Consider the following 26965-nt stretch of genomic DNA (forward strand, 5'->3'; position numbering starts at 1 on the left):
GGTGAACCCGCTTATCCATCGGGCGGACAAAGATTTCCCCCCGGCGCAGCGGTTTCGCGGCCGTCCGCCGCGACCGGGGACGTACACCGCATCGACGGAGAGCTCATCCGCCACCGACGGAAGTCGTAGCGGACCGGTCGGCGGTTCGGCCGAAGCGCGCCCGGTCCGGCCGCCGCGAAGATCCCTCACATGCCGACATCCGCACCCGCCGGGGGCCGCCCGTGACCCCCCTCCTCCAGCCCGCGTCCGCCCGCCGGGAGGCGGACGGCGCGTGACGGCCGGCGGCACGGTCCTGATCGCCGCCTCGGTCCTCTGGCTGGGCAGCCGCATCTACTGGCCCGAAGGGGTCGTCACCGCGCTCGGCCTGGCCCTGGGGGCCGGGCTGCTCGCCGTCGCGAGCACCGGCCGTACGCCGCCGGAGCCCGCGACCGGGTGAGCCAGCTCCGCACCGGTCCGGCCCGACCCGGCCGGTCGGTACGGCGCCGTCGTACTGCGGCATGCCGGACCGACCGGTGGTCCGGCACAGGGCCGCTCAGGCGAGCAGGCCCTCGATCGCGCCGCGCGCGAAGTAGACCACGAACAGCGCCGCGACGAGCCACATCAACGGGTGGACCTCGCGCGCCTTGCCCTTCACGGCCTTGATCAGCACGAAGGCGAGGAAGCCGGCGCCGATGCCGTTGGCGATGGAGTAGGTGAACGGCATGAGCACGATCACCAGGAAGGCCGGGATGGCGATCTCGTAGTCGGTGAAGTCGATCTCGCGGATCGCCGTCATCATCAGGAAGCCGACGATGACCAGCGCGGGGGCGGCGGCCTCGTGGGGGACGATCCCGACCAGCGGCGAGAGGAAGATCGCCAGCAGGAAGAGCACCCCGGTGACCACGCTGGCCAGGCCGGTGCGCGCGCCCTCGCCGACGCCCGCGGCCGATTCGACGTAGGTGGTGTTGGAGGAGACGGAGCCCGCACCGCCGGCCGCCGCGCCGATCGAGTCGACGAGCAGGATCTCGCGGGTGCGGGGCAGCGAGCCGTCCTCCCCGACCAGGCCGGCCTGCGCGCCGACGCCGACGACGGTACCCATGGTGTCGAAGAAGTCGGTGATCAGGAGAGTGAAGACGAGCAGCACCGCCAGGGTGACCGAGACCGAGGCGAACGCCCCGAAGGGGTCGAACTCGGTGAAGAGCCGGAGCGGGTTCTCGAAGCCGAAGACCCGCTCGGGCAGGGCGGGGACGTTGAGCCGCCAGCCCTGGGGGTTCGGCGCGTCCGGCGTGCCGGCGCCACCGGCCTTGACCAGCGCCTCGACGACGATCGCGAGGACCGTGGTGGCGACGATGCCGATCAGGATGGCGCCCTTCACCTTCCGGGCCACCAGCACGGCGATCAGCAGCACGCCGACCACGAACACGACCATCGGCCAGCTGGTCAGCTTGCCGCCGATGCCGAGGTCCACCGGCACACCGGACCCGCTGCGGACGAAACCGGCGTCCACGAAGCCGATCAGCGCGATGAACAGGCCGATGCCGACGCTGATCGCGGTCTTGAGCTGGGCCGGGATGGCGTTGAACACCGCGGTGCGGAAGCCGGTCAGCACCAGCAGGGCGATGATCACGCCCTCCAGGAAGACCAGGCCCATCGCCGACTCCCACGACATCTGCGTGGCGATGCCGTACGTGACGAAGGCGTTCAGGCCGAGGCCCGCCGCCATCGCGAACGGCACCTTGCCGACCACGCCCATCAGGATGCTCAGCACACCGGCGACGAAGGCGGTGCCGGCGGCGACCAGGGGGATCGGCGCGGAGGTCGCGTCGGCGATGTACTGGCCCTCGGCGTCCTTGGCCGTGGCGATGATCAGAGGGTTGAGCACCACGATGTAGGCCATCGTGAAGAAGGTCGCGAGACCGCCGCGGACTTCCCGCCCCACCGTGGAACCGCGAGCAGAGATGTGGAAGAAACGGTCAAGAGAGCTCATTGAGCTTGTTTTGGTATCACTCACGGACGTTCAGCGTGACATCGCGTCCCTCGCCGAGGAAGGTCCCGGTCCCGATGGTGATGGGATCGCAACCGATCCGCGCCTTCACCCCGCCCGTTTTGCGGATAGTGAGAAGCCGTCGCCTACGCTGGAGCACGTGAACCAGCCTCGCCGTCAGGATCTCCAGCCGTTGAAGACCAACGACACGGCCACGATCCTCATGGGCATGGTCCTGTGGGCGGTCGCCCTGGTCGTGCTCCTGCTGCTCGGACTGGACCCGGAGGACCGCTGGTGGATCTGGACCTGCGTGTCGGGTCTGGTCCTCGGCGGGTTCGGCCTCTGGTACGTCCGGCCCCGCCACCACCCGGCGCCGCTGCCCGCCGCCGAGGAGCCCTTCGAGCCCGCCACGGCCGTCCCGCCCGCCTCCCACATGCCGCCCGTCCCCGGCCAGGAGCCCACCGGCGCCGCCGAGGACCCGAACCGGGCCGTCAACGGCTGAGGTGACGCCGGGACCTGCTCCCGCTTCTATGTAGATTGGATTTAGATAGAACGAATCTACATAAGGGGGAACTTGGCGGAGGGGTTCATCGGCAGACGAGGAGAGCTCGCACTCCTGTGCAAACGGCTGGACCGGGTCGCCGCCTCAGGCTCCGGCGTGGCGGTGGCGCTCCGCGGACGCCGACAGGTGGGCAAGTCCCGGCTCGTCCAGGAGTTCTGCGACCGGGCGGACGTCCCCTACGTCTTCTTCACCGCCACCAAGGGCGCCTCGCCGGTCGAGTCGGTACGGGAGTTCTGCGCCGATCTCAGGGACTCGGCCCTGCCCGCGGATCCCGAACTGGTTCCGACACTGGAGAACGGGAGCTGGCCGGACGCCTTCCGCGTACTCGCGGCGGCCCTGCCCGACAGCACGTCCGTCGTCGTCATCGACGAGCTGCCCTGGCTCACCGAGCAGGACGACCTGTTCGACGGGGCGCTGCAGACCGCCTGGGACCGTCTGCTGCGCGCCAAGCCCGTCCTCCTCGTGCTCCTGGGCAGCGACCTGCACATGATGGAGCGGCTCACCGCCTATGACAGGCCCTTCTTCGGCAGGGCCGACAACATGGTCCTCGGCCCACTCGACCCGGCGGAGACGGCACAGGCCGTCGGGCTCGAAGGGGCCGACGCGGTCGACGCCCACCTGGTGAGCGGCGGCCTCCCCGGTGTGCTCCGGAGCTGGCCGCACGGCACCCCGGCCCTCTCCTTCGTCGAGCAGGAGTGTGCGGACCCGGCGGCACCACTGTTCAGCATCCCCGAATCGTCGCTCATGGCCGAGTTCCCCTCGCCCGACCAGGCGAGACGCGTCCTCGAATCGGTGGGCAGCGGGGACAGGACGCAGGCGGACATCGCGGCCTCCGCGGGAGGATGGCAGGGGATGATGGCCTCGGGGGCGCTGTCTCCGCTGCTGCGCCGGCTGGTGGAGGAGAAACGGGTGCTCGCCGTCGACGAACCTCTCTCGACCCGGCCTGGCAGACCAGCCCTTTACCATGTCGCGGACAGCAACCTCCGGCTCTATCTGGCCATGCTGCGAGCCGCCCAGGAGCAGAGCCGCCGGGGCAGACCGCAGGCCGCCTTCAAACTGGTGCAGCGGCGTTGGACGAGCTGGCGCGGGCGGGCGGTCGAGCCCCTGATCCGGCAGGCGCTCGAACTGGCCCTCGCCGACGGAGGTCTGCCGTGGCCGGAGGCCGAGAAGGTGGGGGCGTGGTGGAACCGGCGGTTCGATCCCGAGGTTGATCTGGTCGGTGCCGACCGGGCGCCCGCGGCCGGACGGATCTTCTTCGCCGGATCGATCAAATGGCTGGGCACACCGTTCGACCGTCATGACCTGGCCGCTCTGCGGGCCGCGGCCGTGCAGGTCCCGGGGTTCGCCTCAGGCCTGGTGGTCGTCTCGCACTCCGGCGTCGCCGCGGACGTCGACCTGAGCCGGACGGACCTGGTGTGGGGACCCGGCGACGTGGTCGCGGCGTGGAGCTGACCACCGCGGAGAGCCGAGGCCCGCTCCCCGCACGAAGACAGAACGGAGACGGGAGGGCACCGCCGGTGCCCTCCCGTCTCCGTTCGCCCGTCACGTGGTCGAGGCGGTCCAGCTGTCCAGGTCGGCCTCGGCGAGCAGCAGCGGCACCGCGGCGGGGTCGCGCAGCAGCGCGGCGACCGCGAGCCGGTCGCCCCACTGGCCCGACGCCCACGCGAGCCCGCGCGCCAGGCCCTCCACCCCGGAGGCGTGCACCGTGCCCTCGAAGAACCGCCAGGCGGCGGGGACGCCGTCCACGAGCAGCTTCTCGTGCTCCACGTAGGTCGCGGGAGCGGTGGGCAGCAGCGACCGCACCGCGGGCGGGACCTGCCGGACCTCGCCGGAGGACGTCACCTCGCCGGCCGCCTCCTCGCCCGCCAGCGGCAGGTCGAGCAGCTCCGACAGCGCCTCGGCCAGGTCGAACGGGGCCAGGACCAGCGGCCGGTCGGCGACCAGCGGGAGCAGGTCGGGCGCCTCGACCACGACCGGCTCACCCGCCTCCACCGCATCCGTCCCGGACCCGGAACCGGAACCGGCGCCTGCCCCGGCCTCCGCGCCGGCTGCCGGGCCCGCACCTGCTGCCGGGCCCGCACCTGCTGCCGGGCCCGCACCGGGGCCGCCGGACAGCAGGCGGCCGTCCTCGACGTCGGCCACCACGATCTCGCCGCCGAGGACCGCTCGGACCGCCCGCGGGGGCGCGACGCGGGCCGGGTCGACCGCGGCCAGGGCCACCCACAGCGCCCGGAGCTGGACGCGGTCCACCTCGACGGAGGGGTCGGCGAGCAGGTCGAGGAGCTCGTCGGGGCCGCCGTGCGAGGCGAGCAGGTCGGCCAGCGTGGTCCGCACACCGATCATCGCCAGGGCCGCCGCGTCGGCCGCGGGCGGGGCGTCGCCGTACAGGCCGAACAGGAGCGGGTCGCCGCCCGGCAGACGCAGCTGGGTGGGGCGTTTGCCGCCGAGCACCGGGTGGGTGGACAGCCACCACGAGGTGTAGGACGGCACCTCCACGACCTCGCCCGCGGCCACGACGCGCAGCGGGTGCAGGACCGCCCGCAGCGGCGGGCGCGAGAGCAGCGCCAGGGCGGAGGGCCAGTCGGCGACGTACTCCAGGTCGCGGACGGCGGAGAACTCCCTGGCGACCGGGGGGACGTCCAGCTCCGGCAGCAGGTCGAGCACGGCCTCCAGCCACTCGTCCTCGCGGTCGAGGTCGTGGTCGCAGTCGTCCGGGTCGATCATCACGTCGGTGTCGTTGACGACCGCGAAGCCGTCGAGCACCCCGGTGGCGGCCAGCACGCGGGGACCGTACCGCTCGACCAGCTCCGGCGCGGCCGTGCCGAAGTGGGTCTCGGTGTCCAGCAGCCCGGCCAGCGAACCGTCGGCCAGCAGCAGCTCGCCCGCCGGGTAGAGCTCGCCGTCGGCGCCGCGCAGCGCCAGGTCGGCCAGCCACGGGGCCTCACCGGGGGTCAGCCCGGCGGCGTCGACCAGGGCGAGCACGGCCTGGACCACCGGCTCGGGGTCGGCGCTCTCCAGCGACTCGGAGACGGCCCTGCGGGTGAGCGGGTCCTCCAGGACCGCGCGCGGCGTCGCCTCGGCGGCGCCGAGGCGGAGCAGCAGCGGGTGGGCGGCGTCCGGGTGGACCACGCGGAGTCCCAGCGGGACGAGCACGTCCGGGTCCAGGGCGCCGCGCTCGGTCAGCACCAGCGTGCCGCGCGGGCCGCGGACCAGGCGGCCGTCGGAGAGCGGGACCGGCAGCGCGCCGAGCGCCTCCAGGTCGTCGGCGGGCAGCACCTCGTACAGCGAGCGCCACCAGGCCGGGTCCCGGCCGGCCGCCGTCTCGCCGGACAGGTCACCGGCCAGCAGGTCCACGACGTCGGCGAGCTCGACCCGCTTCACGCCGAGCGTGGTGACCGCAGGATGCCGGACCGGCCAGCCGGCGGGCAGCAGGCCGGGCACCGCCGCGGCGATCCGCTCCAGCAGCTCGCCGGAGGCCGCCACCACGCTCGCCTGCCGGCCGGACACGACGAGCCCGCCACCGGGACCGCCGGCCGCGTCGCCGGAGCCCGCGGAACCACCATCGGCCGCGTCGCCGGAACCGGTGGAACCGCCACCGGAACCGGTGGAACCGCCACCGGAGCCGGCGGCGTCGGCGGGCGGGGAGAGAGCGGGCAGCAGCGGGACGTCCGGGAGCAGTCGCAGGATCGCCCGGCGGATCCGGGCGTCGAGCTCGCCCTTGCCCATCAGGCCGGGGACGAGGTCGAGCAGCTTCGGCGTCCGGGGCAGGCCCGACAGCAGCTCCGCGTAGAGTTCCGCGGCGCGCTCGACCAGGAACTCCGCCAGCGGCCCCACGGCCACGTGCCGCCGGTCGGTGGCCATCGGGAAGGACGCGATCAGCAGCGCGGGCAGGTCCAGCGGCTCGTCGCTCGGCGTCGGCGCGTGCACCACGGGCGGCACCCGCTCCGGCAGCGGCCGGGGCTCGGCCCCGGCCGGGCCGTCCCCGGCGGAGACCGGCACGGCCCAGCGGACCGTCCAGTACGGCCGGGCCCGCTCCTCGGTCGGCCGGTCGGCGAAGAGCTCGGCCACCTGCTCGGGGCTGAACTGCCCGGAGGCCGAGACGACCCGCCAGCCGTCGGGGACGATCGTCCGGGTCTCGCCGTCCACGTCGATCTCGATCGTCTCCAGCGCGGGCAGCCCGAGCAGCAGCGCGGGACCGGCCTGGTGGAGCATCCGCCGTACGGCCTCCACCGCCGCGCCGTCGCGCAGCGGGAGCCGTACCAGCGTGTCGAACCCGGCGGGGATCTCCACCGGACCCGCGGGGAACGGCAGGCGCAGCAGCGGCACGTGCCCGCCGCGCTCGGCGAGCTCGGCGGCCAGCGCGGGCTCGGCGGCCACCAGCGCGGCGGTCTGCTCGCGGGACCAGCGGACCACCCCGGTCCCGAGGGAGCCGATCACCGGCTCGTCGCAGACCGAGACCACGGCCGCGAAGCCGACGCCGAACCGGCCCGCCGCGCCGGACTCGCCGCGCTTGGCGGAGACGCGCAGCGTCGACAGCCCCTCGATCCCGGCGGCGTCGATCGGGGCGCCGGTGTTGGCCGCGGAGAGCACGCCCTCGCGCAGCGACAGCCGGAGCCGTCCCGGCACCCCGGCGCGGAGCGCGGCGTCCGCGGCGTTCTGGGCCAGCTCGACGATCAACCGGTCGCGGTAGCCGCCGAGGGCGAAGTCCTCCTCCGCGTTGGCGTCCTCGCGGAAGCGCGCGGGCGAGGCGGTCCACGCCGCGAGCACGGCGGAGCGCAGGCGATCGGTGCCGAAGATGTCAGTCACAGCGATGTTCCCAAAAGGTCAGGGCCCCGGTCGCCGCTGTGGCGGCGGCCCGGGGCGGGAGGCGACCCGGCGGATCGGGGCGGAAGGCGACCCGGACCGGAGGCGCCCCGGGGCGGAAGGCGCCCCGGGGCTTGAGGCGACCCGGCGGCCCGGGGCTTGAGGCGACCCGGCGGCCCGCGGAACGGTGTCGGATCGGTCAGGTCAGGAGTGGCCCAGGGGCTCGTCGGAGGAGCCGTCGTCCACGGAACCGGCCAGGTCGGCCTCTCCCGCCTCCTCCTCGACGTCGTAGAGGTGGTCGTCGAGGATCGGCGAGGTGGGCACCACCTGGTGCGGCACCACGGTGGCCTCGGAGTGCGCGCCGCAGCCGTGGTCGGCGGCGACCACGCGGCCGTCGTCGGGGGCGTACTCGTTGGCGCAGACGCCGAACCCGGTGCGCAGCGCACCCGCCAGCGGCCAGTAGAACCCGCAGGTGGAGCACTGGGCGGGAGCGGCGTGGGCGATCGGGGTGTGCGGGCCTGCCTCGCCGGAGTGCCAGCGCCGCACCGCGAGGTCGCGGCCGATCGGGGAGAGCACCCGGGCCCGGCCGAGGCCGTACTCGAAGATCATCTGGTGGTCGATCTCGCCGCCGGTCTCGTCACCGGTGTCGGTGAAGCCGGGGGCGAGCCGGTCGTCGTCCTCACCGGTGGGCAGCAGGTCGCCCACGCCGAGGTCGCCGGGGCGCAGCCGCTCGCTCCACGGCACCCACTGCGGTGCCAGGAGAGCGCCGGGACCGGGCAGCAGCACGACCTCGCTGACCGTGACGTTGCGGGCCCGCGAGGCCCGCGCGACGGTGACGGCCCAGCGCCAGCCCCGGTAGGCGCGGTCCAGGCAGGCGAAATAGTGGGTGACCACCCGGTCGCCCTCGCCCTCGACCCCCAGGTGCTCGCCGATCTGATCCGGTCTGACGTTCTCCTCGATCGCGGAGCGGGCCAGATCGACGGCGGCGACACAGGCCTGGTCGAGAGCTACAGCGCGAGATCGAGTACGGGTCACGTAATTCATTCTCGCCTATGCCCGGAGCGAACGGCACCGCGTACCGGCTGACGCCCCTATATGTGGCGGCTCGTCCTGATATCGAATGCTCGCCGGAGCTGTCCCGCCCCTCCTCCCCGCCCCTCCTCCCCGTCCCGGTCCGCCGCCCCGGTCCGCCGCCCCGGCCGACGTGCCGCGTCGGACAGCGCGGCCACCCGTCGGGTATGACTGGAGGCGTGGCAGCGGACTGGGAATGGGCACGGCGGACGGCGGGGGAGGCCTCCCGCCGCTTCGGCCGCGCCGCCGTACGGGCGGGCCGGGCGACCGCTCAGGCGGCCCGGGGCACGGGCCGGGCGACCGCGCGGGCGGCCCGGGGCACGGGCCGGGCGACCGTGCGCGCCGGGCGCGGCGCGGCGGACGCGACCCTGGGGGTCGGCAGGGCGGCGCGCCGGCTGACCCACGCCCAGGGGGCGGGCCGCACCGGGCTGGGCCAGCTGATCGAGCTGACGGCCGCGCACAGCGCGGGCGACGCGCTGGTCACCGCGGCGCTGGCCGGCACGCTGTTCAAGCTCCCGGTCAACGAGGCCCGGGGCCAGGTCGCGCTCTACCTGCTGATCACGATGATCCCGTTCGTGGTGGTCGCGCCGTTCGTCGGCCCGGTCCTCGACCGGTTCCGCTCCGGCCGCCGCTTCGTCATGGCGGGCACGCTGTTCGGCCGGGGACTGCTCTGCTTCGCCATGGCCGCGGCGGTCGTCCCCGGCGACGTCTTCACCATCTTCCCCGCGGCGCTGGCCGTGCTGGTGCTCTCCAAGGCCTACAACGTCTCCCGGGCCGCGATCATGCCGAGCGTGCTGCCCGCCGACATCGCGCTGGTCACCGCCAACGCCCGGGTCGCCCTGTTCGCCCTGGTCTCGGCGGGGGTCGCGGTGCCCGTCGGCGCGGGGGTCAGCGCCTGGCTCGGCGCCGAGTGGGTGCTGCGCGCGGCGACGGTGCTCTTCCTGCTCCAGGGCGTGCTGGCCGTACGGCTCCCGCGCCACGTCGACTCCCCCGACCTCGACGAGCTGCAGGAGGGCGAGGAGCGCCCGCCGCGCTGGCGGACCATGCTCAACGTCGGCCCGGTGGTCGCCGAGTCGATGCTGGCCAACGTGGCGATCCGGTTCCACTCCGGGTTCCTGCTGTTCTACCTGCTCTTCCTGGTGCAGGAGAAGAAGCTGCCCGGCATGCCCCCGGCGGCGGCGATCGGCGTGCTGGCCCTGGCCGCGGGCGCGGGCGGCCTGGCCGGGGCCGGGGTGGCCTCGTGGGCGCGGAGCCACTCCCCGCAGGTCATCGTGCTGGCCACGCTCGCACTGTCGGGAGCGGTCACGGTCGTGGCGGCCGCGGTGTTCGGCCTGTGGACCGCCGTGGCCGTCGCGCTGGCGGCCGCCTTCTCCCAGGGGCTGGGCAAGCTCGCGCTGGACGCGATCGTGCAGCGCGAGATCGGCGAGGAGATCCGCTCGTCCACCTTCGGCGTGGTCGAGGCGTTCCTGCAGATCTCCTGGGTGGTCGGCGGACTGATCGGACTGCTGCTCTCATTGTTCGCCGCAGGACCCGGCGGGCTGGCGGCGATGTCCGCGGTGCTGGCCGGCTCGCTCGGCTGGCTGGTCGTGCGGCGGCGCGCGCGCATCCGGGTCAGGGACGCGAGGGCGCGGGCCGCCCGCGCCGCCGTCCCGGACCCGCCGCACGGCCCGGCGGACCACGAGGATCACGGTGATCCGGAGGAGGAGCCCGGCCCCGAGCCCGCGGCTCCGCCGCACGGCCCGGATGCCACCAGGCGCGAAGCCGGCCCGGCCCGCCCGCGGAAGCGGCCCGCGGGGACCACCACCGCCGTCGTACGGCGCGGCGAACCGCCCACCGAGCAGCGGACCAAACCCCTGACCAACCCCCACGGCTGAGCCGGGCGGCCGGCGGAGGCCCGGATCCCCACCGGGTCCGGCGGACCGGCCGGACCTTCCCCGCCCGGACCCCGCCCGGACCCCACCCGGACCCCGGGCGGGCGCCGAGGACGTCCTCCGCGTGCGGAGCCGGGCCGGAGGATCCCGTCAGCACCCGGACGGGGACCGGGTCAGACGTCCAGGTCGTCGGCCACCGCGCGGAGCACGGTCGCGATCTTCTTGGCGTGCGCGGCGTCCGGGTGCTTGCCCCTCTGGTAGGACGTGGAGACCGCGTCGAGGAGCTTGATCAGGTCCTCGACGATGACCACCATCTCGTCGGGCTTCTTGCGCTTGCCCTTCGGTTTGGCGGTCCGGTCGAGGGCCGGGGGCTGGTCGATCACCCGGACCGAGAGCGCCTGCTGGCCGCGGCGCCCTTCGGCCACTCCGAACTCGACCTTCTGACCCGGTTTGAGGGAGTCCACGCCGCCGGGCAGCGCGGAGGAATGCACGAAGACCTCACCGCCGTCGTCGCGGGTGAGGAAGCCGAAGCCCTTGTCGGCGTCGTACCACTTGACCTTGCCACTCGGCACAGGGGTGACCTCGTTCAGACTGTGGTGTAGGGGATGGAAGTAGGTTATGCCCATAGGCCGTTCAGAGCGACCGTGTAAAAAGGGACGAATCACCCGACCGCAGCGACGCTGCGCCACCCGTCGAACCACCCGGCGAACTCCATCAGATCGCCCAGCACGACGTCGGCCCCGTGCTCGCGCAGCTCCCCCGCCCGGTAGGGCCCCGTCGCCACCGCCACGCTGACGGCGCCCCCCGCCCGCGCCGCCTCGATGTCGGCGACGTGGTCCCCGACGTAGGCGGCCGCGCCGAACGCCGCGAGGGCCGGACCCTTGGCGGCGCCGAACACCGAGCCCGCGACCTCGCCGACGTCCAGGCCGAGGAACTCCACGGTCCGCACGGCGTCCCCGGCGTTCTTGCCGGTGACCACGACGATCCGGCCGCCCGCGCGCCGTACGGCCGCGACGGCCTCCCGGGCGCCGGGCAGCGGGGTGGTGGCGGGGACGGCGATCGAAGGGTAGAGGGAACGGAAGATCGCGGCGGCGGCGGGGATCTCGTCCGCCGGGAGCCAGTTGGCCAGCTCCAGCTCCAGCGGGGGCCCCAGCCGCGCCACCACCGCGGCGCTGTCGATGGGCACCCCGATCCGCAGCGACAGCTCGTCGTAGACGGCGGCGATCCCCGCGCGGGTGTCCGCGAGCGTCATGTCCAGGTCGAATCCCACCGAGTGCATGCCCCGCAGCATGCCAAAGCAGGGCAAGCCACAGGTAATCCAGCCTGCGCCGCCCCGCGCGGCCGGGCCCTCGCCGTACACCGCCCCGCGCGGCCGGGCCCCTCGCTGTACGCCGCGGCGGCGGCTGTGGAACCCTTGGCGAAAGGAGTCGCTTACTCCCCCGGCCGACGGGTCCACCGGTGCGCGCCGGCGCACCCGAGCCCGCCGGTCTCGTCCGGTGAGCCGCACCCTGACAGGTCGCGACTGGATAGGGTCATGACGGAGGTATCTGCAGACAAATGACCAGATCGACGCGCGAGCGGATCATCGACGAGGCCCTGCGCCTGTTCGCCGAACGGGGCTACTCGGCGACCTCGGTCGCCGAGATCGAGGCCGCCTCCGGGCTGTCCCCCGGCGCCGGAGGGCTCTACCGGCACTTCAAGTCGAAGTACGAGGTGCTCGCCGCGGCGATGAACGAGCACGCCGCCCGGACCAGCGCGCAGATCGCCGAGACCCTGGCGGAGATGAGCACCGTCGAGGCGGACCTGGCCATCGAGGAGCGCCTGGCCCACCTGTGCCGGTCGGGGCTGGCCAAGGTGCGTGAGGAGAGCGAGCTGACGCGCGTCTTCTTCCGCGACCTCAGCCAGTTCCCCGAGCTGGTCGCGGTGGTGCGCGAGGGCCTGCTGCAGCCCATGTTCGACGCGATCACCACGTGGTTCCGGGCCCAGCCCGAGTACGCCGGGGCCGACCTCGACTGGCCCGCGATCGGGGCGGTGCTGGGCGGCGCGGTCATCCACTACCGCCTGTTCCAGGAGACCGTGGGCGAGCCCCCCGGCCGCGCCGAGAAGGACCGCTTCGTCGACTCCTGGGTACGGCTCGCGCTCGGCCTCATGCCGAGCCCCGCCGTGCAGGCGATCGGCTAGACCCGGCCACCGGCTCCGTGCGGGAGATCCGCCGGGCCCGGCCACCGGTTCCCCGCCGGCCGGACTCCCCGGGCCGTACCGGTCCACGCGTTGTCGGCGAGGGCTCCTAGCATGGTGGGAATGAGCACGGAGTTCACCAAGTGGCTGCGCGGCCGGAGCGATGAGCAGCTGCGGGAGCTCGTCGCCCTGCGCCCCGAACTCATCACCCCCGTCCCCGCCCACGTCGAGGGGCTGGCCGGGCGGGCGAGCAGCCCGTCGGCGGTCGGCAGGGTGCTCGACCGGCTCGACCGCTTCACCTTCGCGGTCGTCGAGACGCTCGCCGTGCTCCCCTCCCCGGTCTCCTACCGGCCGCTCCGCGCCAAACTGGCCCGTGCGCTGTCCGGACCGGCGGACTCCGTCTTCGAGGCCGGGTTCAGGGAGACCGTCGACCGGCTGCGGACGCTGGCCCTGGTCTACGGGCCCGACCGCGCCCTGGTCCCGGCCCCCGGCGTGCGGGAGGTCCTGGACGGCCCCGCGGGCCTGGGCCCGCCGGCCCGGGAGGCGTTCCGGCACTACCACCGGGAGCGCCTGGCCGAGCTGGTCGAGGACCTCGGCGGGAGCGGCGACACCGCCGAGGCCCTCGGCACGCTGCTGGCCGATCCCGAGGTCGTCGCCCGGCTGGTCGCGGAGGTCTCCCCGCAGGCCCGGTCCGCCCTCGACGAGCTGGCCTGGGGCCCGGCCAGCGGCCGGGTGGCCAACGCCCGCCGCGAGGTGCGGGCCGCCACCGCCCGGTCGCCGATCGAGCAGCTGCTCGCCCGGGCGCTGCTCTGCGCGACCGGGGAGGAGTCCGTCGTGCTGCCGCGCGAGGTCGGGCTGTTCCTGCGCGGCGACCGGATCCACCGCGATCTCCGTCCCGTCCCCCCGCCGCTGGACGGCGCCGGGCGCAAGCGCGATCTCACCGACCGGACGGCCGCCGGGCAGGCGTTCGCGTTCACCCGCGCAGTGGAGGAGCTCTGCGAGCGGTGGAGCGCCGAGCCTCCCGGCGTGCTCCGCGGCGGGGGCCTGGCCGTGCGCGACCTGAAGCGCGCCGCGGCCCTGCTCGACCTGCCCGACTGGGCGGCCGGCCTGGTCATCGAGGTGGCGCACGCCGCCGGCCTGGTGGCGGCGAGCGGCGCGGTCGACGGCGACTGGATGCCCACCCCCGTCTACGACGGCTGGCGGGTGCGCGCCACCGAGGAGCGCTGGGTCGCGCTGGCGTCGACCTGGCTCGCCACGGACCGCGTGCCGGGGGTGATCGGTGACCGAGACGAGCGCGACCGGCTGCTCAACGCGCTCCACCCCGATCTGCGCCGCGCCGCCGCGCCGGAGGTCCGCGCGGCCGTGCTCGGCGTCCTGGCCGCGGCCGGGGACGCCGCGACCGCGCCGCTGGCGCCGACCCTCGACGCGGTCCGGGAGCGCCTGGCCTGGGAGCAGCCGCGCCGCCGCGGCCCCCACCGCGACCGGCTGGTGGAGTTCACCCTGCGCGAGGCCGAGCAGATCGGGATCACCGGTCTCGGCGCCCTCGCCCGCCACGGCCGCGCCCTGCTGCCCGTCCAGGCCGGCGGCGACACCTCGGGGCGTGCCGGGACCGGTCCGGCGGCGGCCGCCGGGACGGAGACCGGTGCGGGAGCGGCCGCCGGGCTGCTGGCCCCGCTGCTGCCCGTGCCGCTCGACCACGTGCTGCTCCAGGCCGACCTGACCGCGGTGGCGCCGGGCCCGCTCACCGGCGAGCTGGGCCGCTGGCTGGCGCTCGCCGCCGACGTGGAGTCCACCGGCGGCGCGACGGTCTACCGGTTCGGCGAGCACTCGATCCGGCGGGCGCTGGACGCCGGGCAGGGCGCCGACGAGATGCTGGCCATGCTGGAGCGGCACTCGACCACGCCGGTCCCGCAGCCGCTCAGCTACCTGGTCACCGACGTGGCCCGCCGCCACGGCCGCATGCGGGTCGGCACGGCCGGCTCCTACATCCGCTGCGACGACCCCTCCGCGCTCGACGAGGTGATGGCCGACCGGCGCGCCGCCCCGCTGCGGCTGCGCCGCCTGGCGCCCACCGTGATCGCGTCCAAGACCGCCCGCGCGCCCCTGGTCGACTCGCTGCGCGCGATGGGTTACGCCCCGGTGGCCGAGTCCCTGGAGGGCGACGTGATCATCACCCGGCTGGACGTGCGCAGGACCGAGGGCCCGCCGCAGCTCCGTGCCCCGGTCGCGGCCGCCGGCCTGGACGCCGACGTGATCACGGCCGCCGTCCGCGCGGTGCGCGCCGGGGACGCCGCCCACCGGGCCCGCCGCAAGCCCGCGGCCGCCCCCGACGGGCAGGTCCCCCGCTCCCCCGCGACCGCCACGATCGGCGCCCTGCGCGAGGCCATCCGGCAGGGGTCGCAGGTCTGGATCGGCTACCTCGACTCGCAGGGCAACGCCACCAGCCGCATCCTCGAACCCGCCCGCATGGAGGGCGGCTACCTCACCGCCTACGACGAGACCCGGGCCGCGGTCCACCGCTTCGCCCTGCACCGCATCACCGGGGTGGCCGACGTCCAGCCGTAGGCCGGGCCCGGGTCCGGGGGCTCCGGGCCGCGTCAGGGCGGCGGGCCGGATCCCGCTCCCGGCGGTCCCGGACGCGGCCCGCGCCCCGCCCCCGGCGGCCCGGCGGCGAGGTGTCCGTCCCTGCATCTTTGTGACCGTTCCGTCCGGGTCGTGATATCTGTTGACCCAGACCGTTCTTAGAGGTGAGGCGAGTTCCCCCGTGAGCAGTGGCACCCCCGAAGGCCCCAGCCCGAACCCGGACGACTGGAAGAGCCCCTACAGCACGGGCCCCGGCCCGACCTCGGGATACGGCGGGCAGCCCTCCGGTCACGACCCGCACCGGCAGGGCCACGGCGCCCCCCACGACCCCTACGGCCAAGCCGGTCACGGGCAGGGCCACGGCTCCCAGTCGTACGGCTCCCCCGGCTACGACCCGGGCCACGGCTCCCAGGCGTACGACTCCGGCTACGGGGCCCAGGGCTACGGGGCCACGGCCTACGACCCCGGCTACGGGGCCCAGGGCTACGGGGCCACGGCCTACGACCCCGGCTACGGGGCCCAGGGCTACGACCCCGGCTACGGGGCCACGGGCTACGCCTCCCCGGGCTACGGCGGCCCGTACGGCCCCCGGCCGCAGCAGAACGTCGACGGCACCAGGACGCACGCGATCGTCGCGCTGGTCATCAGCATCGTGCTGGCGATGAGCTGCTACGTCAGCATCGGCGGTCTCATCGGAGCCATCCTGTCGGGGATCGCGCTCAGCAAGGTCGAGGCCGACACCGCCTACGCCAGGAAGCTGCTCAAGTGGACCTGGATCAGCATCGGCACCAACTTCGGGCTGCTCCTGCTGGGCCTGATCGCCCTGTTCGTGGCGGCCGCCAGCGGCTCCCTCTGAAATCTGCCCGATCCGGGACTGCGGGGTCGTCATCCGGCGTTGGATAGGCGGTAGCCGTACACGAGGGAGAAGTCTGTGGCCGACGGCCCGCTGATCGTCCAGTCCGACAAGACGCTTCTACTGGAAGTCGACCATGAGCAGGCCGACGCGTGCCGGAAGGCGATCGCGCCGTTCGCCGAGCTGGAGCGCGCGCCCGAGCACGTGCACACCTACCGGGTGACCCCGCTGGCGCTGTGGAACGCGCGGGCCGCGGGCCACGACGCCGAGCAGGTGATCGACGCGCTGATCACCCACAGCCGCTACCCGGTGCCGCACGCGCTGCTGGTGGACATCGCCGAGACCATGGCGCGCTACGGCCGGCTCCGGCTGGAGAAGCACCCCGTGCACGGGCTCGTCCTGACCAGCACCGACCGCGCGGTGCTGGAGGAGGTGCTGCGCTCCAAGAAGATCCAGCCGCTGCTGGGCGAGCGGCTGGACGGCGCCGACGGCGACGCCGTGGCGGTCCACCCGAGCGAGCGCGGCAACATCAAGCAGCTCCTGCTCAAGCTGGGCTGGCCGGCCGAGGACCTCGCCGGCTACGTCGACGGCGAGCACCACCCGATCACGCTGGCCGAGGACGGCTGGGAGCTGCGCCCGTACCAGCGGGAGGCGGCCGAGGCGTTCTGGCACGGCGGTTCGGGCGTGGTCGTGCTGCCCTGCGGCGCGGGGAAGACGATCGTGGGCGCGGCGGCGATGGCGCACGCCCAGGCCACCACGCTGATCCTGGTGACCAACACGGTCTCGGCCCACCAGTGGAAGCAGGAGCTGGTCAGGCGGACGTCGCTGACCGAGGACGAGATCGGCGAGTACACCGGGACCAAGAAGGAGATCCGCCCGGTCACCATCGCCACCTACCAGGTGATGACGACGCGACGGCAGGGCGCCTACCGCCATCTGGAGCTGTTCGACGCCCGCGACTGGGGGCTGGTCATCTACGACGAGGTGCACCTGCTGCCCGCGCCGATCTTCCGGATGACCGCCGACCTGCAGGCCAGGCGGCGGGTCGGGCTGACCGCGACGCTGGTGCGCGAGGACGGCAGGGAGGGCGACGTGTTCTCGCTGATCGGCCCCAAGCGCTACGACGCGCCGTGGAAGGACATGGAGAACCAGGGCTGGATCGCCCCGGCGGACTGCGTCGAGGTCCGGGTGACGCTCACCGACGACGAGCGGCTCGCCTACGCGATGGCCGAGGCCGAGGAGCGCTACCGGTTCTGCGCCACCACGCCGTCCAAGACCCGCGTGACCGAGGCGCTGGTGAACCGGCACCCGGACGAGCAGGTGCTGGTCATCGGGCAGTACATCGACCAGCTCGACGAGCTCGGCGAGCACCTGGGCGCTCCGGTGATCAAGGGGGACACCAAGGTCAAGGAGCGGGAGCGGCTCTTCCAGGCCTTCCGCGACCGGGAGATCCGGGTCCTGGTCGTGTCCAAGGTCGCCAACTTCTCCATCGACCTGCCGGAGGCGTCGGTGGCCGTCCAGGTGTCGGGGACGTTCGGCTCACGCCAGGAGGAGGCCCAGCGGCTCGGCCGGGTGCTGCGGCCCAAGTCGGGCGGGGGCGGAGCCAGGTTCTACTCGGTGGTCAGCCGGGACACCGTCGACCAGGAGTTCGCCGCGCACCGGCAGAGGTTCCTGGCCGAGCAGGGATACGCCTACCAGATCATCGACGCGGACGACGTGCTCGCCGGCGACTGAGATCCCGCCGGCGAGCACCGCATGGCCTCTGTCAGATCCACGAGAGCCCGCGGGTCTTCGACAAAGGAACCACCCCCTCCTCGGACCGCGACAAACAGTGGCGGCATACCCCGTATTCTGCACGCTCCACCAGATTTGCCTACCTTTTTGGCGCCCCGCACAGAAATGACGGACGGTCACCGGACAGTCACCTGCCGCTCATTTCCCCGGTGAAACGCGCGCCTTTTCGCGAATCCCGTTCGGCTGCGGCGGCACCCGGCTGAACGGCCGGGTCGCCGCACCGCACCGGGCCTCCCTCCGGTGGGCGGGGAGCCCGTGCCGCCGCACGTGGCGGCGCGCCGTCCGGTCTCCCGGGCACGGAAACAATCCTTTTGAGCGCTGTCCGGCCCCTCGGTAAGCTAGTCGATTCGCTGCCTGATGACCACCACCTCCGTTTACGAATGCGAGGCGATTTCCGCATGCCCACCGAAGGACTGCTCTCCGGCCCGGACGCCGGTCCCTCCCCGGACGATCCGCCCTCCGCCCCAGGTCCCTCCCCGGACCGTCCACCCGCCCCCCGGCCCTCCGAAGAGGCATCGGACGAGGCGTCCGACGAAGCGTCCGCGGCCCGGATCCTCGCCGCCGAGCGCGAGCACCTGGCCGTCTCCCGGGCCGCCCTGCGCGCGATGCGCGAGCACGCGCAGTCCCTGTCCTCGGACGCCGCCGGAGACTGGGTCTCCCAGCAGATCCTGCAGGCGCTGCTGGACCAGCGGGTGGCCGCGCTCGCCGACCACTCCGGCACCCCCCTCTTCTTCGGGCGGCTCGACCGCTCCGTCGCCGACGACCTGCCGGGCACCGTCCACGTCGGGCGCCGGCACGTCCACGACGACCGCAGCCGCCCCCTGGTCGTCGACTGGCGGGCCCCGATCTCCCGGGCGTTCTACCAGGCCAGCCCGTCCGACCCGATGGGCGTCTCGCGCCGCCGCCGGTTCGGCTACCACGGCGGCGAACTCACCGCCTTCGAGGACGAGCGGCTCGACCAGGGGGAGGTGCTCCGGCAGTCGAAGATCCTCACCGAGGAGATCGAGCGGCCCCGCTCCGGCCCGATGCGCGACATCGTCGCGACCATCCAGCCCGACCAGGACGAGATCGTCCGCTCCGAGCTGACCCGGACCGTGTGCGTCCAGGGCGCCCCCGGCACCGGGAAGACCGCCGTCGGCCTGCACCGCGCCGCCTACCTGCTCTTCACCCACCGGGAGAAGCTCGCCCGGTCCGGCGTGATGATCGTCGGACCCAACCGGGCCTTCCTGTCCTACATCTCCTCGGTGCTCCCCGCCCTGGGCGAGGTCAAGGTCGACCAGACCACGGTCGCCGGGATGCTCGGCGATCACGCCGCCCCGGAGGACCCCGCGGTGGCCGCGGTCAAGGGCGACGCCCGGATGGTGCCGGTGCTGCGGCGGGCGCTCTGGGCGCACATCGTCAAACCGGCCGAGGGCCTGCTGTACACCCGGGGGATCAACCGCTACCGGGTGGCCGACCACGAGGTCCGCGAGATCGTCGCCGCCCTGCGCGGCACCACCCGCTACAACCCCGGCCGCGCGACCCTCGCCCAGCGCCTGGCCCACCTGGTGCTGGTCCGGATGGAGCAGCGCGGCGAGTCCCCCGACGACCGGGTGCAGGACGCCGTCGCCCGCTCCAAGCCGGTCAAGCAGCTGGTGGAGCAGGTCTGGCCCAAGCTCACCCCCCAGCAGGTCCTGCACCGGTTGCTGAGCGACCCCGCGTTCCTGGCCGCCTCGGCCAGGGACGACCTCACCCCGGACGAGCAGGCCGCGCTGCTGTGGACCAGGCCGCCCAAGTCGTTCCGCTCGGCGAAGTGGTCGGCGGCCGACAGCGCGCTGCTGGACGAGCTCGGGGACATGATGGAGCGCACCCCGTCCCTCGGCCACCTGGTCGTGGACGAGGCCCAGGACCTGTCGGCGATGCAGCTGCGCGCCCTGGGGCGGCGGTGCCGTACGGGGTCGGCCACCGTCCTGGGCGACCTCGCCCAGGGCACCACTCCGTGGTCGGCGCGCTCCTGGACCGAGGTCCTGCACCACCTCGGCTTCCCGCCGGGCGACGGGGAGGACGGCGGCGGGGGCGCGGTGACCGAGCTGACCCTGGGCTTCCGCGTGCCCCGCGAGGTCCTGGACTACGCCGCCCGCCTGCTGCCCTCCGTCGCCCCCGGCCTGGCCGCGCCCCGGTCGCTCCGTCCCGGCGCGGGCTCCCTGTCCGTACGGCCCGCGCCCGACCCGGCCGCGTCCCTGGCGGAGGCCGCCGCGCAGGCGCTCTCCCGGGAGGGCTCGATCGGCGTCATCGTCGCCGACGCCCGGGTCTCCGCCGCCTCCGAGGCGCTGTCCGGGTTCGACCACCGCGTGCTGGCGCCCGACTCCGTCGAGGAGCACCGCCTCCTGGTCGTCCCCGCGAGCCTGGCCAAGGGCCTGGAGTACGACCACGTCATCGTGGTCGAGCCGGCCGACATCGTGGAGGCCGAACCCCGGGGCCTGGCCAGGCTGTACGTGGTGCTGACCCGCGCGGTCACGTCCCTGACTGTGCTGCACGCCAGGGACCTCCCGCCCCAGCTGACCGGCTGACCCGGCCGCGCGGAGGGGACCGCGCGGAAGCCGGGAAAAGGAAAGGGCCGGTCCCGTGCGGGACCGGCCTCTTCTTCGAGCAGGCGCCGGACTAGAAGTCCATGTCGCCGCCGCCCGGCATGCCGCCGGCCGGAGCGGGGTTCTTCTCGGGCTTCTCGGCGATGACGGCCTCGGTGGTGAGGAACAGCGCCGCGATGGACGCCGCGTTCTGCAGAGCGGAACGGGTCACCTTGGCCGGGTCGATGATGCCCGACTCGAACATGTTGACGTAGTCGCCGGTGGCGGCGTTCAGGCCCTCACCCGGGGTGAGGTTGCGCACCTTCTCCACCACGACGCCGCCCTCGAGGCCGGCGTTGACGGCGATCTGCTTCAGCGGCTCCTCGAGCGCCTTGCGGACGATCGCGGCGCCGGTGGCCTCGTCACCGAGCAGCTCGAGCTTGTCGAACGCCTTGGCGCCGGCCTGCAGCAGGGCCACGCCACCGCCGGGGACGATGCCCTCCTCGACGGCCGCCTTGGCGTTGCGCACGGCGTCCTCGATGCGGTGCTTGCGCTCCTTGAGCTCGACCTCGGTCGCCGCGCCGGCCTTGATGACGGCGACGCCGCCGGCCAGCTTGGCGAGACGCTCCTGGAGCTTCTCGCGGTCGTAGTCGGAGTCGGTGTTCTCGATCTCGGCGCGGATCTGGTTGACCCGGCCGGCGATCTGCTCGGCGTCACCGGCACCGTCGACGATGGTGGTCTCGTCCTTGGTGATGATGACCTGGCGGGCGCGGCCGAGCTGCTCCAGCGCGGTGGACTCGAGCTTGAGACCGAGGTCCTCGCTGATGACCTGGGCGCCGGTCAGGACGCCGATGTCGCCCAGCATCGCCTTGCGGCGGTCGCCGAAGCCCGGGGCCTTGACGGCGACCGAGCGGAACAGGCCGCGGATCTTGTTGACGACCAGGGTGGCCAGGGCCTCGCCCTCGACGTCCTCGGCGATGATCAGCAGCGGCTTGCCGGCCTGCACGACCTTGTCGAGGACCGGGAGCAGGTCCTTGTTGGCGGACACCTTGGAGTTGACGACGAGGATGTACGGGTCGTCGAGGACGGCCTCCATACGCTCCGGGTCGGTCACGAAGTAGGGCGAGATGTAACCCTTGTCGAAGCGCATGCCCTCGGTGAGCTCGAGCTCCAGGCCGAAGGTGTTGCTCTCCTCGACGGTGATGACGCCTTCCTTGCCGACCTTGTCCATCGCCTCGGCGATCATCTCGCCGATCTGCGGGTCGCCCGCGGAGATGGAGGCCGTGGAGGCGATCTGCGCCTTCGTCTCCACGTCCTTGGCCAGCTTGGAGAGCTCCTCGCTGACGCGCTCGACGGCGGCCTCGATGCCCTTCTTCAGGGCCATCGGGTTGGCGCCGGCGGCGACGTTGCGCAGGCCCTCGCGGACCAGCGCCTGGGCGAGCACGGTGGCGGTGGTGGTGCCGTCACCCGCGACGTCGTCGGTCTTCTTGGCGACTTCCTTGACGAGCTCGGCCCCGATCTTCTCCCACGGGTCCTCGAGCTCGATCTCCTTGGCGATGGAGACACCGTCGTTGGTGATCGTGGGGGCGCCCCACTTCTTCTCCAGAACGACGTTACGGCCCTTGGGGCCGAGGGTCACCTTCACGGCGTCCGCGAGCTGGTTCATACCACGCTCGAGACCGCGCCGGGCGTCCTCGTCAAACGCGATCATCTTGGCTGCCATACGGCTAGACCTCCCAAACACAGGGTGGCGTGCACCGGATCGAGCCGACGCCCGCGACGGCATGTGGACCCGCGACTCCGTTCGGCGGGTCCCATCGTCTCGATCCAGGGTTGGCACTCTCGAACAGAGAGTGCCAACGAACTGTTTAGCACTCTACCCTGCCGAGTGCAAGCTACGCCCTCCTGAGCTGGGCTCCGCCCAGAGCGAAGGCGCCGGATCGGGGCGAAGCCGGGCGGACGACCCCCTCTCCGCCACGGGAACCTCCCGCCGCACGGCGCGCCGGCAGGCACCGGGTGCGGGAACGCGAAGGCCCGGCCCTCCGGGCGTCCGGTGGGCCGGGCCGACACGTGGGGGATCCGCGCGGACCGCACTGCCGCGGGGGTCCCGGCCGTCTCCGGCGCATCCGCCGGCCGACCGCCTCAGACGGTCCGGACGGCCTCCGCCTGCGGCCCCTTCTGCCCCTGGGTGATCTCGAACTCGACCCGCTGGCCTTGCTCGAGCGCACGATAGCCGTCCATCAGGATCGCGGAGTAATGGACGAAAACATCCTTACCACCGTCTACCGCGATGAAGCCGTAGCCCTTGTCCGCGTTGAACCATTTGACGGTGCCCTGCGCCACTTCCGACTCCTCTTACCGGCCCTGAAGACCACGCCCATTCCACTCGCGAAGCCTTCGATCTCCGCGGCGAAGACCTCGTCCGCATCGATCGTTCTCGACCATACCTGTGGGACACCGTAGGGCAACAGAGTCAATCCACTAATCATCCGTTTACCGGCGCCTTTGGCAGGAGAACAAGCTTTTGCCCTCGCGCCGTTTGGTTCAATATTGCATTATTTCCTCGCGTCCCGGTTATGAACGGACGCTACAAAGCACGACACCCGTACGCGGCCGGAGCGGCGTACGGGTGTCGCGGGGGTGGCGGAGGCCCCGGGAGCTCCCGGAGCGGCCTGGACGGCCCGAGGGGATCAGCCCCCGGCGACCGCCGGGATGATGGAGATCTGGACCCCGGACGGCGTGGCGGTCTCGAGGTTGTCCGCGAAACGGACGTCCTCTTCTCCCACGTAAACGTTGACAAAACGCCGGATCTTGCCCGTTTCATCGAGAATCCGGGCGCCGATGCCGGGGAAGTCCGCGTCGAGCTTCTCCAGAACCTCCCGCAGGGTCGCACCCTCTCCGCCCACCTCGGCGGCGCCATTGGTGTACGTGCGAAGAATCGTCGGAATCCGCACAGAAACGCTCATAGTCCAGTACCTTTCAGGAGTTCTCAGGCGAGGGCGGCACGGAATGCGTCAAGCGACGGCCGGATGACCGCGGTGGGCCGGGCGTGGTCGGCCACCGCGTCGAGGGTCTTGAGCCCCTCCCCGGTGTTGAGGACGACCGTCTCGGCGTCGGGGTCGAGCCTGCCCTCGGCGACCAGCTTGCGGAGCACGCCGACGGTGACGCCGCCCGCGGTCTCGGCGAAGATGCCCTCGGTCCGGGCCAGCAGCCTGATCGCGTCGACGATCTCGGCGTCCGTGACGTCCTCCACCGCGCCGCCGGTGCGCCGGGCGATGTCCAGGACGTACGGGCCGTCGGCCGGGTTGCCGATCGCCAGCGACTTGGCGATGGTGTCCGGCTTGACCGGGCGGATCACGTCGTGGCCGGCCTTGTAGGCCGCCGAGACGGGCGAGCACCCCTCGGCCTGCGCGGCGAAGATCTTGTACGGCCGGTCCTCGACGAGCCCGAGGGCGACCAGCTCCTTGAACCCCTTGTCGATCTTCGTCAGCTGGGAGCCGGAGGCCACCGGGACGACGATCTGGTCGGGGAGCCGCCAGCCGAGCTGCTCGGCGATCTCGTAGGCCAGCGTCTTGGAGCCCTCCGCGTAGTACGGGCGGAGGTTGACGTTGACGAAGCCCCACCGGTCGCCCAGCTCGTCGCCGATGAGCTCCGAGCAGAAGCGGTTCACGTCGTCGTAGCTGCCGTCGATGGCCACCAGGCGCCCGCCGTACACCGAGGCCATGACGATCTTGGCCTGCTCCAGGTCGGAGGGGATGAACACGCAGGCGTCCAGTCCGGCGCGCGCGGCGGCCGCGGTGACCGCGCCCGCGAGGTTGCCGGTGGAGGAGCAGGACAGGGTGTGGAAGCCGAAGTTGCGGGCCGCCTCGACCGCGATGGCCACCACGCGGTCCTTGAAGGAGTGCGTGGGGTTGCCCGAGTCGTCCTTCACGTGCAGGGAGCGCAGGCCCAGCTCGCGGGCGAGGTTGTCGGCCTTGACCAGCTTGGTCCAGCCGGGGGCCATGTTGCGCTTGGAGGCCACGTCCGCCGGGACGGGGAGCAGCGCGCGGTAGCGCCAGATGTTCGCCGGCCCCGCGGCGATCTGCTCGCGGGTGACCCGGGGGAACTCGTAGGCGATCTCGAGGGGGCCGAAACACTCGGTACAGGCGAAGTCCGGGCCGAGCGGGGAGCGCGCCCCGCATTCGCGGCAGGAGAGCGCGACGGCCGGACCGAAGTCAAGGGAGGTGGTGGTGGTTTCAGTGCTTGCGAGCGCCATGAAGCGAGGCCTTTCCCTCATCTTCGTCTGCGACCACCTTGGTCACAGACCGGAATTGGCACCTGTCCCGGCCGACCTCGTCAGATCACGAGTCTTGAACCGGGAGGGTTGCCGGGGCTTCGCAGGGCCGGTCCCTCCACCCCTCTGGATGAGCAATATTCAGTTGTCGAACCTGATGAGCAGGTTGCAAGCACTCTACCCCGGCCGCTCACCGCTTCGACCATCCATCTCACTTTCCGAGACGGGATGTGTCGACCGGCGGACACCCGGAGCGGGTGCACCGGGCCGGGTCAGAAGCCGTAGGCGTCGCCCAGCGCGTTCTGGACGTACTTGCGCGCCTGGTGGATGCGGGACTTGGCGGTGCCCAGCGGGATGCCGAGCTGCTCGGCCACCTCGTTGTAGTCGAGCTGGCAGATGTCGCGCAACACCAGCGCCTGGGCCAGATCGGGCTTCTCGGCCTCCAGTGACTCCATCACGTCGAGCAGGTCCAGCCGGGAGCCGGCGATCACGCTCACCCGGGCCACGTCGGGCTTCTGCAGCGGCAGCTCGTCGGAGCTCTGCTCGGCCGCCCGGCGCTTCAGCGAGCGGTAGGTCGTCCGGGCGCAGTTGGCCGTCACGATGTGCAGCCAGGTGGTGAACCGGGCCCGGCCCTCGAAGCGGCCGATGTTGCGGGCCACCGCCAGCAGGGTGTCCTGGCACGCCTCCTCGGCGTCCTGCCGGTAGGGCAGGATCCGCCCGCAGTGCCGCAGCACGTCGGGCTCGATCCGCTTGAGCAGCTCGCCCAGCGCGCGGTGGTCGCCCTGGGCGGCCGCGCGGGCCAGTGCCTCGGTCGTCTCGTCCAGCGCCATCCCGAGCCCCCATCAGCGATCACGGTCGCTGGACATCCTACGGGCGGGGGCAATGTTTGGTTAACCTCTGGGGCAAGCGTGCCCCGGGGCGGGGCGACAGGCCGCCGTCCGCAGTAGGCAGGAGACAAGGGGCATGTCCTAGACGAGGAAGAACAGATGAACACGATCCTGGTGGCGTCCAATCGTGGTCCCGTCTCGTTCACCGTTTCGGAGGACGGCTCCCTGTGCATGCGCAGGGGCGGCGGCGGGCTGGTGTCCGGCCTGTCCGAGGTGGCCAAGGAGCTGGACATGCTCTGGGTCTGCGCCGCGCTCTCCGACGGCGACCGCGGCGCCGTACGGCTGGCGCCCGGCGGCCGCATCGACCAGGCCGGCTACGACACCGGCGCGCTGCGCATGCTGGACATCCCGCCGGCGACGTTCCACCGGGCCTACAACGCGGTGGCCAACTCCACCCTCTGGTTCGTCCACCACCTGCTCTACGACACCGCCAACACCCCGCACTTCGACGCGCGCTTCCGCCGGGAATGGGAGTCCTACCAGTCCTACAACGCCGCGTTCGCCGTGGCGCTGGCCGAGGAGGCCGCGCACGGCGCGCAGGTGCTGGTCCAGGACTACCACCTCAGCCTGACCCCGGCGATGCTCCGGGTCGACCGGCCCGACCTGCGCATCGCGCACTTCTCGCACACCCCGTGGGCCCCTCCCGAGTACTTCGCCCTGCTCCCCGACGACGTCGCCGTCGAGCTGCTGGAGGGCGTCCTGGGCGCCGACCACGCCGGCTTCCTGACCACGCGCTGGGCGGGTGCGTTCATGGACTGCTGCGAGGCGGTCCTCGGCGCCGGGGTCGACCGCGCCGGTCACACCGTCTCCCACGCCGGCCGTACCACCCGGATCGGCGTGCACCCGCTGGGCGTGGACGGCGAGGCGCTGTGGGCCAGGGCGGGCGAGCCCGACGTCGAGTCGCACATGGCGGCCCTGCGCGACCAGGTCGGCGACCGGAAGCTGATCGTCAGGATCGACCGGACCGAGCTGTCCAAGAACATCGTCCGGGGGCTGGCCGCCTACCGCGAGTTCCTGGCCGCCCATCCGGAGTGGCACGGCCGCGTCGTGCACCTGGCCTTCGCCTACCCGTCCCGGCACGACCTGCCCGAGTACCGCGAGTACACCGCGGCGGTGCAGCGCTGCGCCAAGGAGATCGAGGACGAGTACGCCACCGAGGACTGGGACCCGCTCATCCTCAACGTGAACGACGACTACCCGCGCTCCCTGGCCGCCTACCGGCTGGCCGACGTGTTCCTGGTCAACCCCATCCGCGACGGCATGAACCTGGTGGCCAAGGAGGGCCCCATCCTCTCCCCCGCCGGTGCGCTGGTCCTGTCCCGGGAGGCGGGCGCGGCGGTCGAGCTGGGCCCGGACGCCCTGGTGATCAACCCCTACGACGTCTCTGCCACGGCCGAGGCCCTGCACCGGGGCCTGGTGATGCCCGAGGAGGAGCGCAGGCGGCGGGGCGCCCGGCTGGCCGCCGCGGCCGCCGCGCTCCCCCCGCACCTGTGGTTCGCCGAGCAGCTGGCGGCCCTCGGCTGGTCACCCGATCAGGTGAGGTAGTTTCGGTGGGCAAATCGCCTTCCGTCCACTGGGGGA

General features: G+C 73.1%; 20 protein-coding genes and 1 riboswitch. Of the genes, 10 read left to right on the forward strand and 10 right to left on the reverse strand.

Translation table 11 applies throughout. The annotated features are described in order from the left end of the window. Positions 1 to 271: 271 nt before the first annotated feature. Positions 272 to 436, forward strand: a complete 165-nt coding sequence (locus tag IEZ06_RS26590; RefSeq protein ID WP_189239415.1) for a hypothetical protein — start codon at positions 272 to 274, stop codon at positions 434 to 436. 96 nt (positions 437 to 532) lie between these two features. On the opposite strand, the gene IEZ06_RS26595 is transcribed toward IEZ06_RS26590, so the two are convergent. Next, complete coding sequence (locus IEZ06_RS26595; RefSeq protein WP_189239416.1) at positions 533 to 1966, reverse strand: NCS2 family permease; 1434 nt, start codon at positions 1964 to 1966, stop codon at positions 533 to 535. A 157-nt stretch (positions 1967 to 2123) separates the two neighbouring features. Between IEZ06_RS26595 and IEZ06_RS26600 the strand changes: the two genes are divergently transcribed. Further along, positions 2124 to 2465 (forward strand): DUF2530 domain-containing protein, encoded by a 342-nt coding sequence (locus tag IEZ06_RS26600; RefSeq protein WP_189239417.1) that lies wholly within the window; start codon positions 2124 to 2126, stop codon positions 2463 to 2465. A gap of 72 nt (positions 2466 to 2537) precedes the next feature. Beyond that, on the forward strand, positions 2538 to 3977 hold the full coding sequence (locus IEZ06_RS26605) for an ATP-binding protein (RefSeq protein ID WP_189239418.1): 1440 nt from the start codon (positions 2538 to 2540) through the stop codon (positions 3975 to 3977). Positions 3978 to 4067: 90 nt separating this feature from the next. Here IEZ06_RS26605 and IEZ06_RS26610 read toward each other — a convergent pair whose 3' ends face one another. Together IEZ06_RS26610 and IEZ06_RS26615 are read right to left on the reverse strand one after the other, a co-directional pair. Further along, complete coding sequence (locus IEZ06_RS26610) at positions 4068 to 7331, reverse strand: sacsin N-terminal ATP-binding-like domain-containing protein (RefSeq protein ID WP_189239419.1); 3264 nt, start codon at positions 7329 to 7331, stop codon at positions 4068 to 4070. 201 nt (positions 7332 to 7532) lie between these two features. Continuing rightward, complete coding sequence (locus IEZ06_RS26615) at positions 7533 to 8363, reverse strand: DUF3027 domain-containing protein (protein ID WP_229798720.1); 831 nt, start codon at positions 8361 to 8363, stop codon at positions 7533 to 7535. 215 nt (positions 8364 to 8578) lie between these two features. Here IEZ06_RS26615 and IEZ06_RS26620 point away from each other — a divergent pair, with 215 nt between their 5' ends. Continuing rightward, positions 8579 to 10273 carry an MFS transporter gene (locus tag IEZ06_RS26620; RefSeq protein WP_229798722.1) on the forward strand — a complete coding sequence of 565 codons (1695 nt, stop codon included), beginning with the start codon at positions 8579 to 8581 and terminating at the stop codon, positions 10271 to 10273. Between the two features lie 170 nt (positions 10274 to 10443). Here IEZ06_RS26620 and IEZ06_RS26625 read toward each other — a convergent pair whose 3' ends face one another. Together IEZ06_RS26625 and IEZ06_RS26630 are read right to left on the reverse strand one after the other, a co-directional pair. Further along, entirely contained in the window at positions 10444 to 10842 is a 399-nt protein-coding gene (locus IEZ06_RS26625; protein ID WP_189239422.1) for a cold-shock protein, read from the reverse strand. 89 nt (positions 10843 to 10931) lie between these two features. Then, positions 10932 to 11549 carry an HAD family hydrolase gene (locus IEZ06_RS26630; protein ID WP_189239423.1) on the reverse strand — a complete coding sequence of 206 codons (618 nt, stop codon included), beginning with the start codon at positions 11547 to 11549 and terminating at the stop codon, positions 10932 to 10934. A 278-nt stretch (positions 11550 to 11827) separates the two neighbouring features. On the opposite strand from IEZ06_RS26630, the gene IEZ06_RS26635 reads away from it, so the two are divergent. The 5 genes from IEZ06_RS26635 to IEZ06_RS26655 all read left to right on the forward strand — a co-directional run bounded on the left by IEZ06_RS26635 (position 11828) and on the right by IEZ06_RS26655 (position 20227). Then, a complete protein-coding gene (locus tag IEZ06_RS26635) occupies positions 11828 to 12451 on the forward strand; it encodes a TetR/AcrR family transcriptional regulator (protein WP_189239424.1) in 624 nt (207 codons plus the stop codon). 120 nt (positions 12452 to 12571) lie between these two features. After that, the gene (locus IEZ06_RS26640; RefSeq protein ID WP_189239425.1) at positions 12572 to 15013 is read left to right on the forward strand and encodes a helicase-associated domain-containing protein; all 2442 of its coding nucleotides are present in this window, start codon (positions 12572 to 12574) and stop codon (positions 15011 to 15013) included. Between the two features lie 199 nt (positions 15014 to 15212). Next, a complete protein-coding gene (locus IEZ06_RS26645; protein ID WP_189239426.1) occupies positions 15213 to 15887 on the forward strand; it encodes a chromosomal replication initiator protein DnaA in 675 nt (224 codons plus the stop codon). 75 nt (positions 15888 to 15962) lie between these two features. After that, complete coding sequence (locus IEZ06_RS26650) at positions 15963 to 17618, forward strand: DNA repair helicase XPB (protein WP_189239427.1); 1656 nt, start codon at positions 15963 to 15965, stop codon at positions 17616 to 17618. Positions 17619 to 18076: 458 nt separating this feature from the next. Then, the gene (locus IEZ06_RS26655; RefSeq protein WP_189239428.1) at positions 18077 to 20227 is read left to right on the forward strand and encodes a HelD family protein; all 2151 of its coding nucleotides are present in this window, start codon (positions 18077 to 18079) and stop codon (positions 20225 to 20227) included. Between the two features lie 91 nt (positions 20228 to 20318). On the opposite strand, the gene groL is transcribed toward IEZ06_RS26655, so the two are convergent. The 5 genes from groL to IEZ06_RS26680 all read right to left on the reverse strand — a co-directional run bounded on the left by groL (position 20319) and on the right by IEZ06_RS26680 (position 25327). Further along, a complete protein-coding gene (gene groL / locus IEZ06_RS26660; RefSeq protein ID WP_068902048.1) occupies positions 20319 to 21947 on the reverse strand; it encodes a chaperonin GroEL in 1629 nt (542 codons plus the stop codon). A gap of 419 nt (positions 21948 to 22366) precedes the next feature. Beyond that, entirely contained in the window at positions 22367 to 22567 is a 201-nt protein-coding gene (locus tag IEZ06_RS26665) for a cold-shock protein (RefSeq protein WP_068902046.1), read from the reverse strand. Between the two features lie 347 nt (positions 22568 to 22914). Continuing rightward, a complete protein-coding gene (locus IEZ06_RS26670; protein WP_189239429.1) occupies positions 22915 to 23190 on the reverse strand; it encodes a MoaD/ThiS family protein in 276 nt (91 codons plus the stop codon). Between the two features lie 23 nt (positions 23191 to 23213). After that, on the reverse strand, positions 23214 to 24479 hold the full coding sequence (gene thrC / locus IEZ06_RS26675) for a threonine synthase (protein WP_189239430.1): 1266 nt from the start codon (positions 24477 to 24479) through the stop codon (positions 23214 to 23216). Positions 24480 to 24493: 14 nt separating this feature from the next. Then, a riboswitch (SAM riboswitch) is annotated at positions 24494 to 24634 on the reverse strand. Between the two features lie 135 nt (positions 24635 to 24769). Beyond that, the gene (locus tag IEZ06_RS26680; RefSeq protein WP_189239431.1) at positions 24770 to 25327 is read right to left on the reverse strand and encodes an RNA polymerase sigma factor; all 558 of its coding nucleotides are present in this window, start codon (positions 25325 to 25327) and stop codon (positions 24770 to 24772) included. A 156-nt stretch (positions 25328 to 25483) separates the two neighbouring features. Between IEZ06_RS26680 and IEZ06_RS26685 the strand changes: the two genes are divergently transcribed. Next, a complete protein-coding gene (locus IEZ06_RS26685; RefSeq protein ID WP_189239432.1) occupies positions 25484 to 26929 on the forward strand; it encodes an alpha,alpha-trehalose-phosphate synthase (UDP-forming) in 1446 nt (481 codons plus the stop codon). Positions 26930 to 26965: the final 36 nt, after the last annotated feature.

The sequence above is a fragment of the Planomonospora antibiotica genome, from assembly GCF_014647955.1.
Taxonomy (GTDB): Bacteria; Actinomycetota; Actinomycetes; order Streptosporangiales; family Streptosporangiaceae; genus Planomonospora; species Planomonospora parontospora.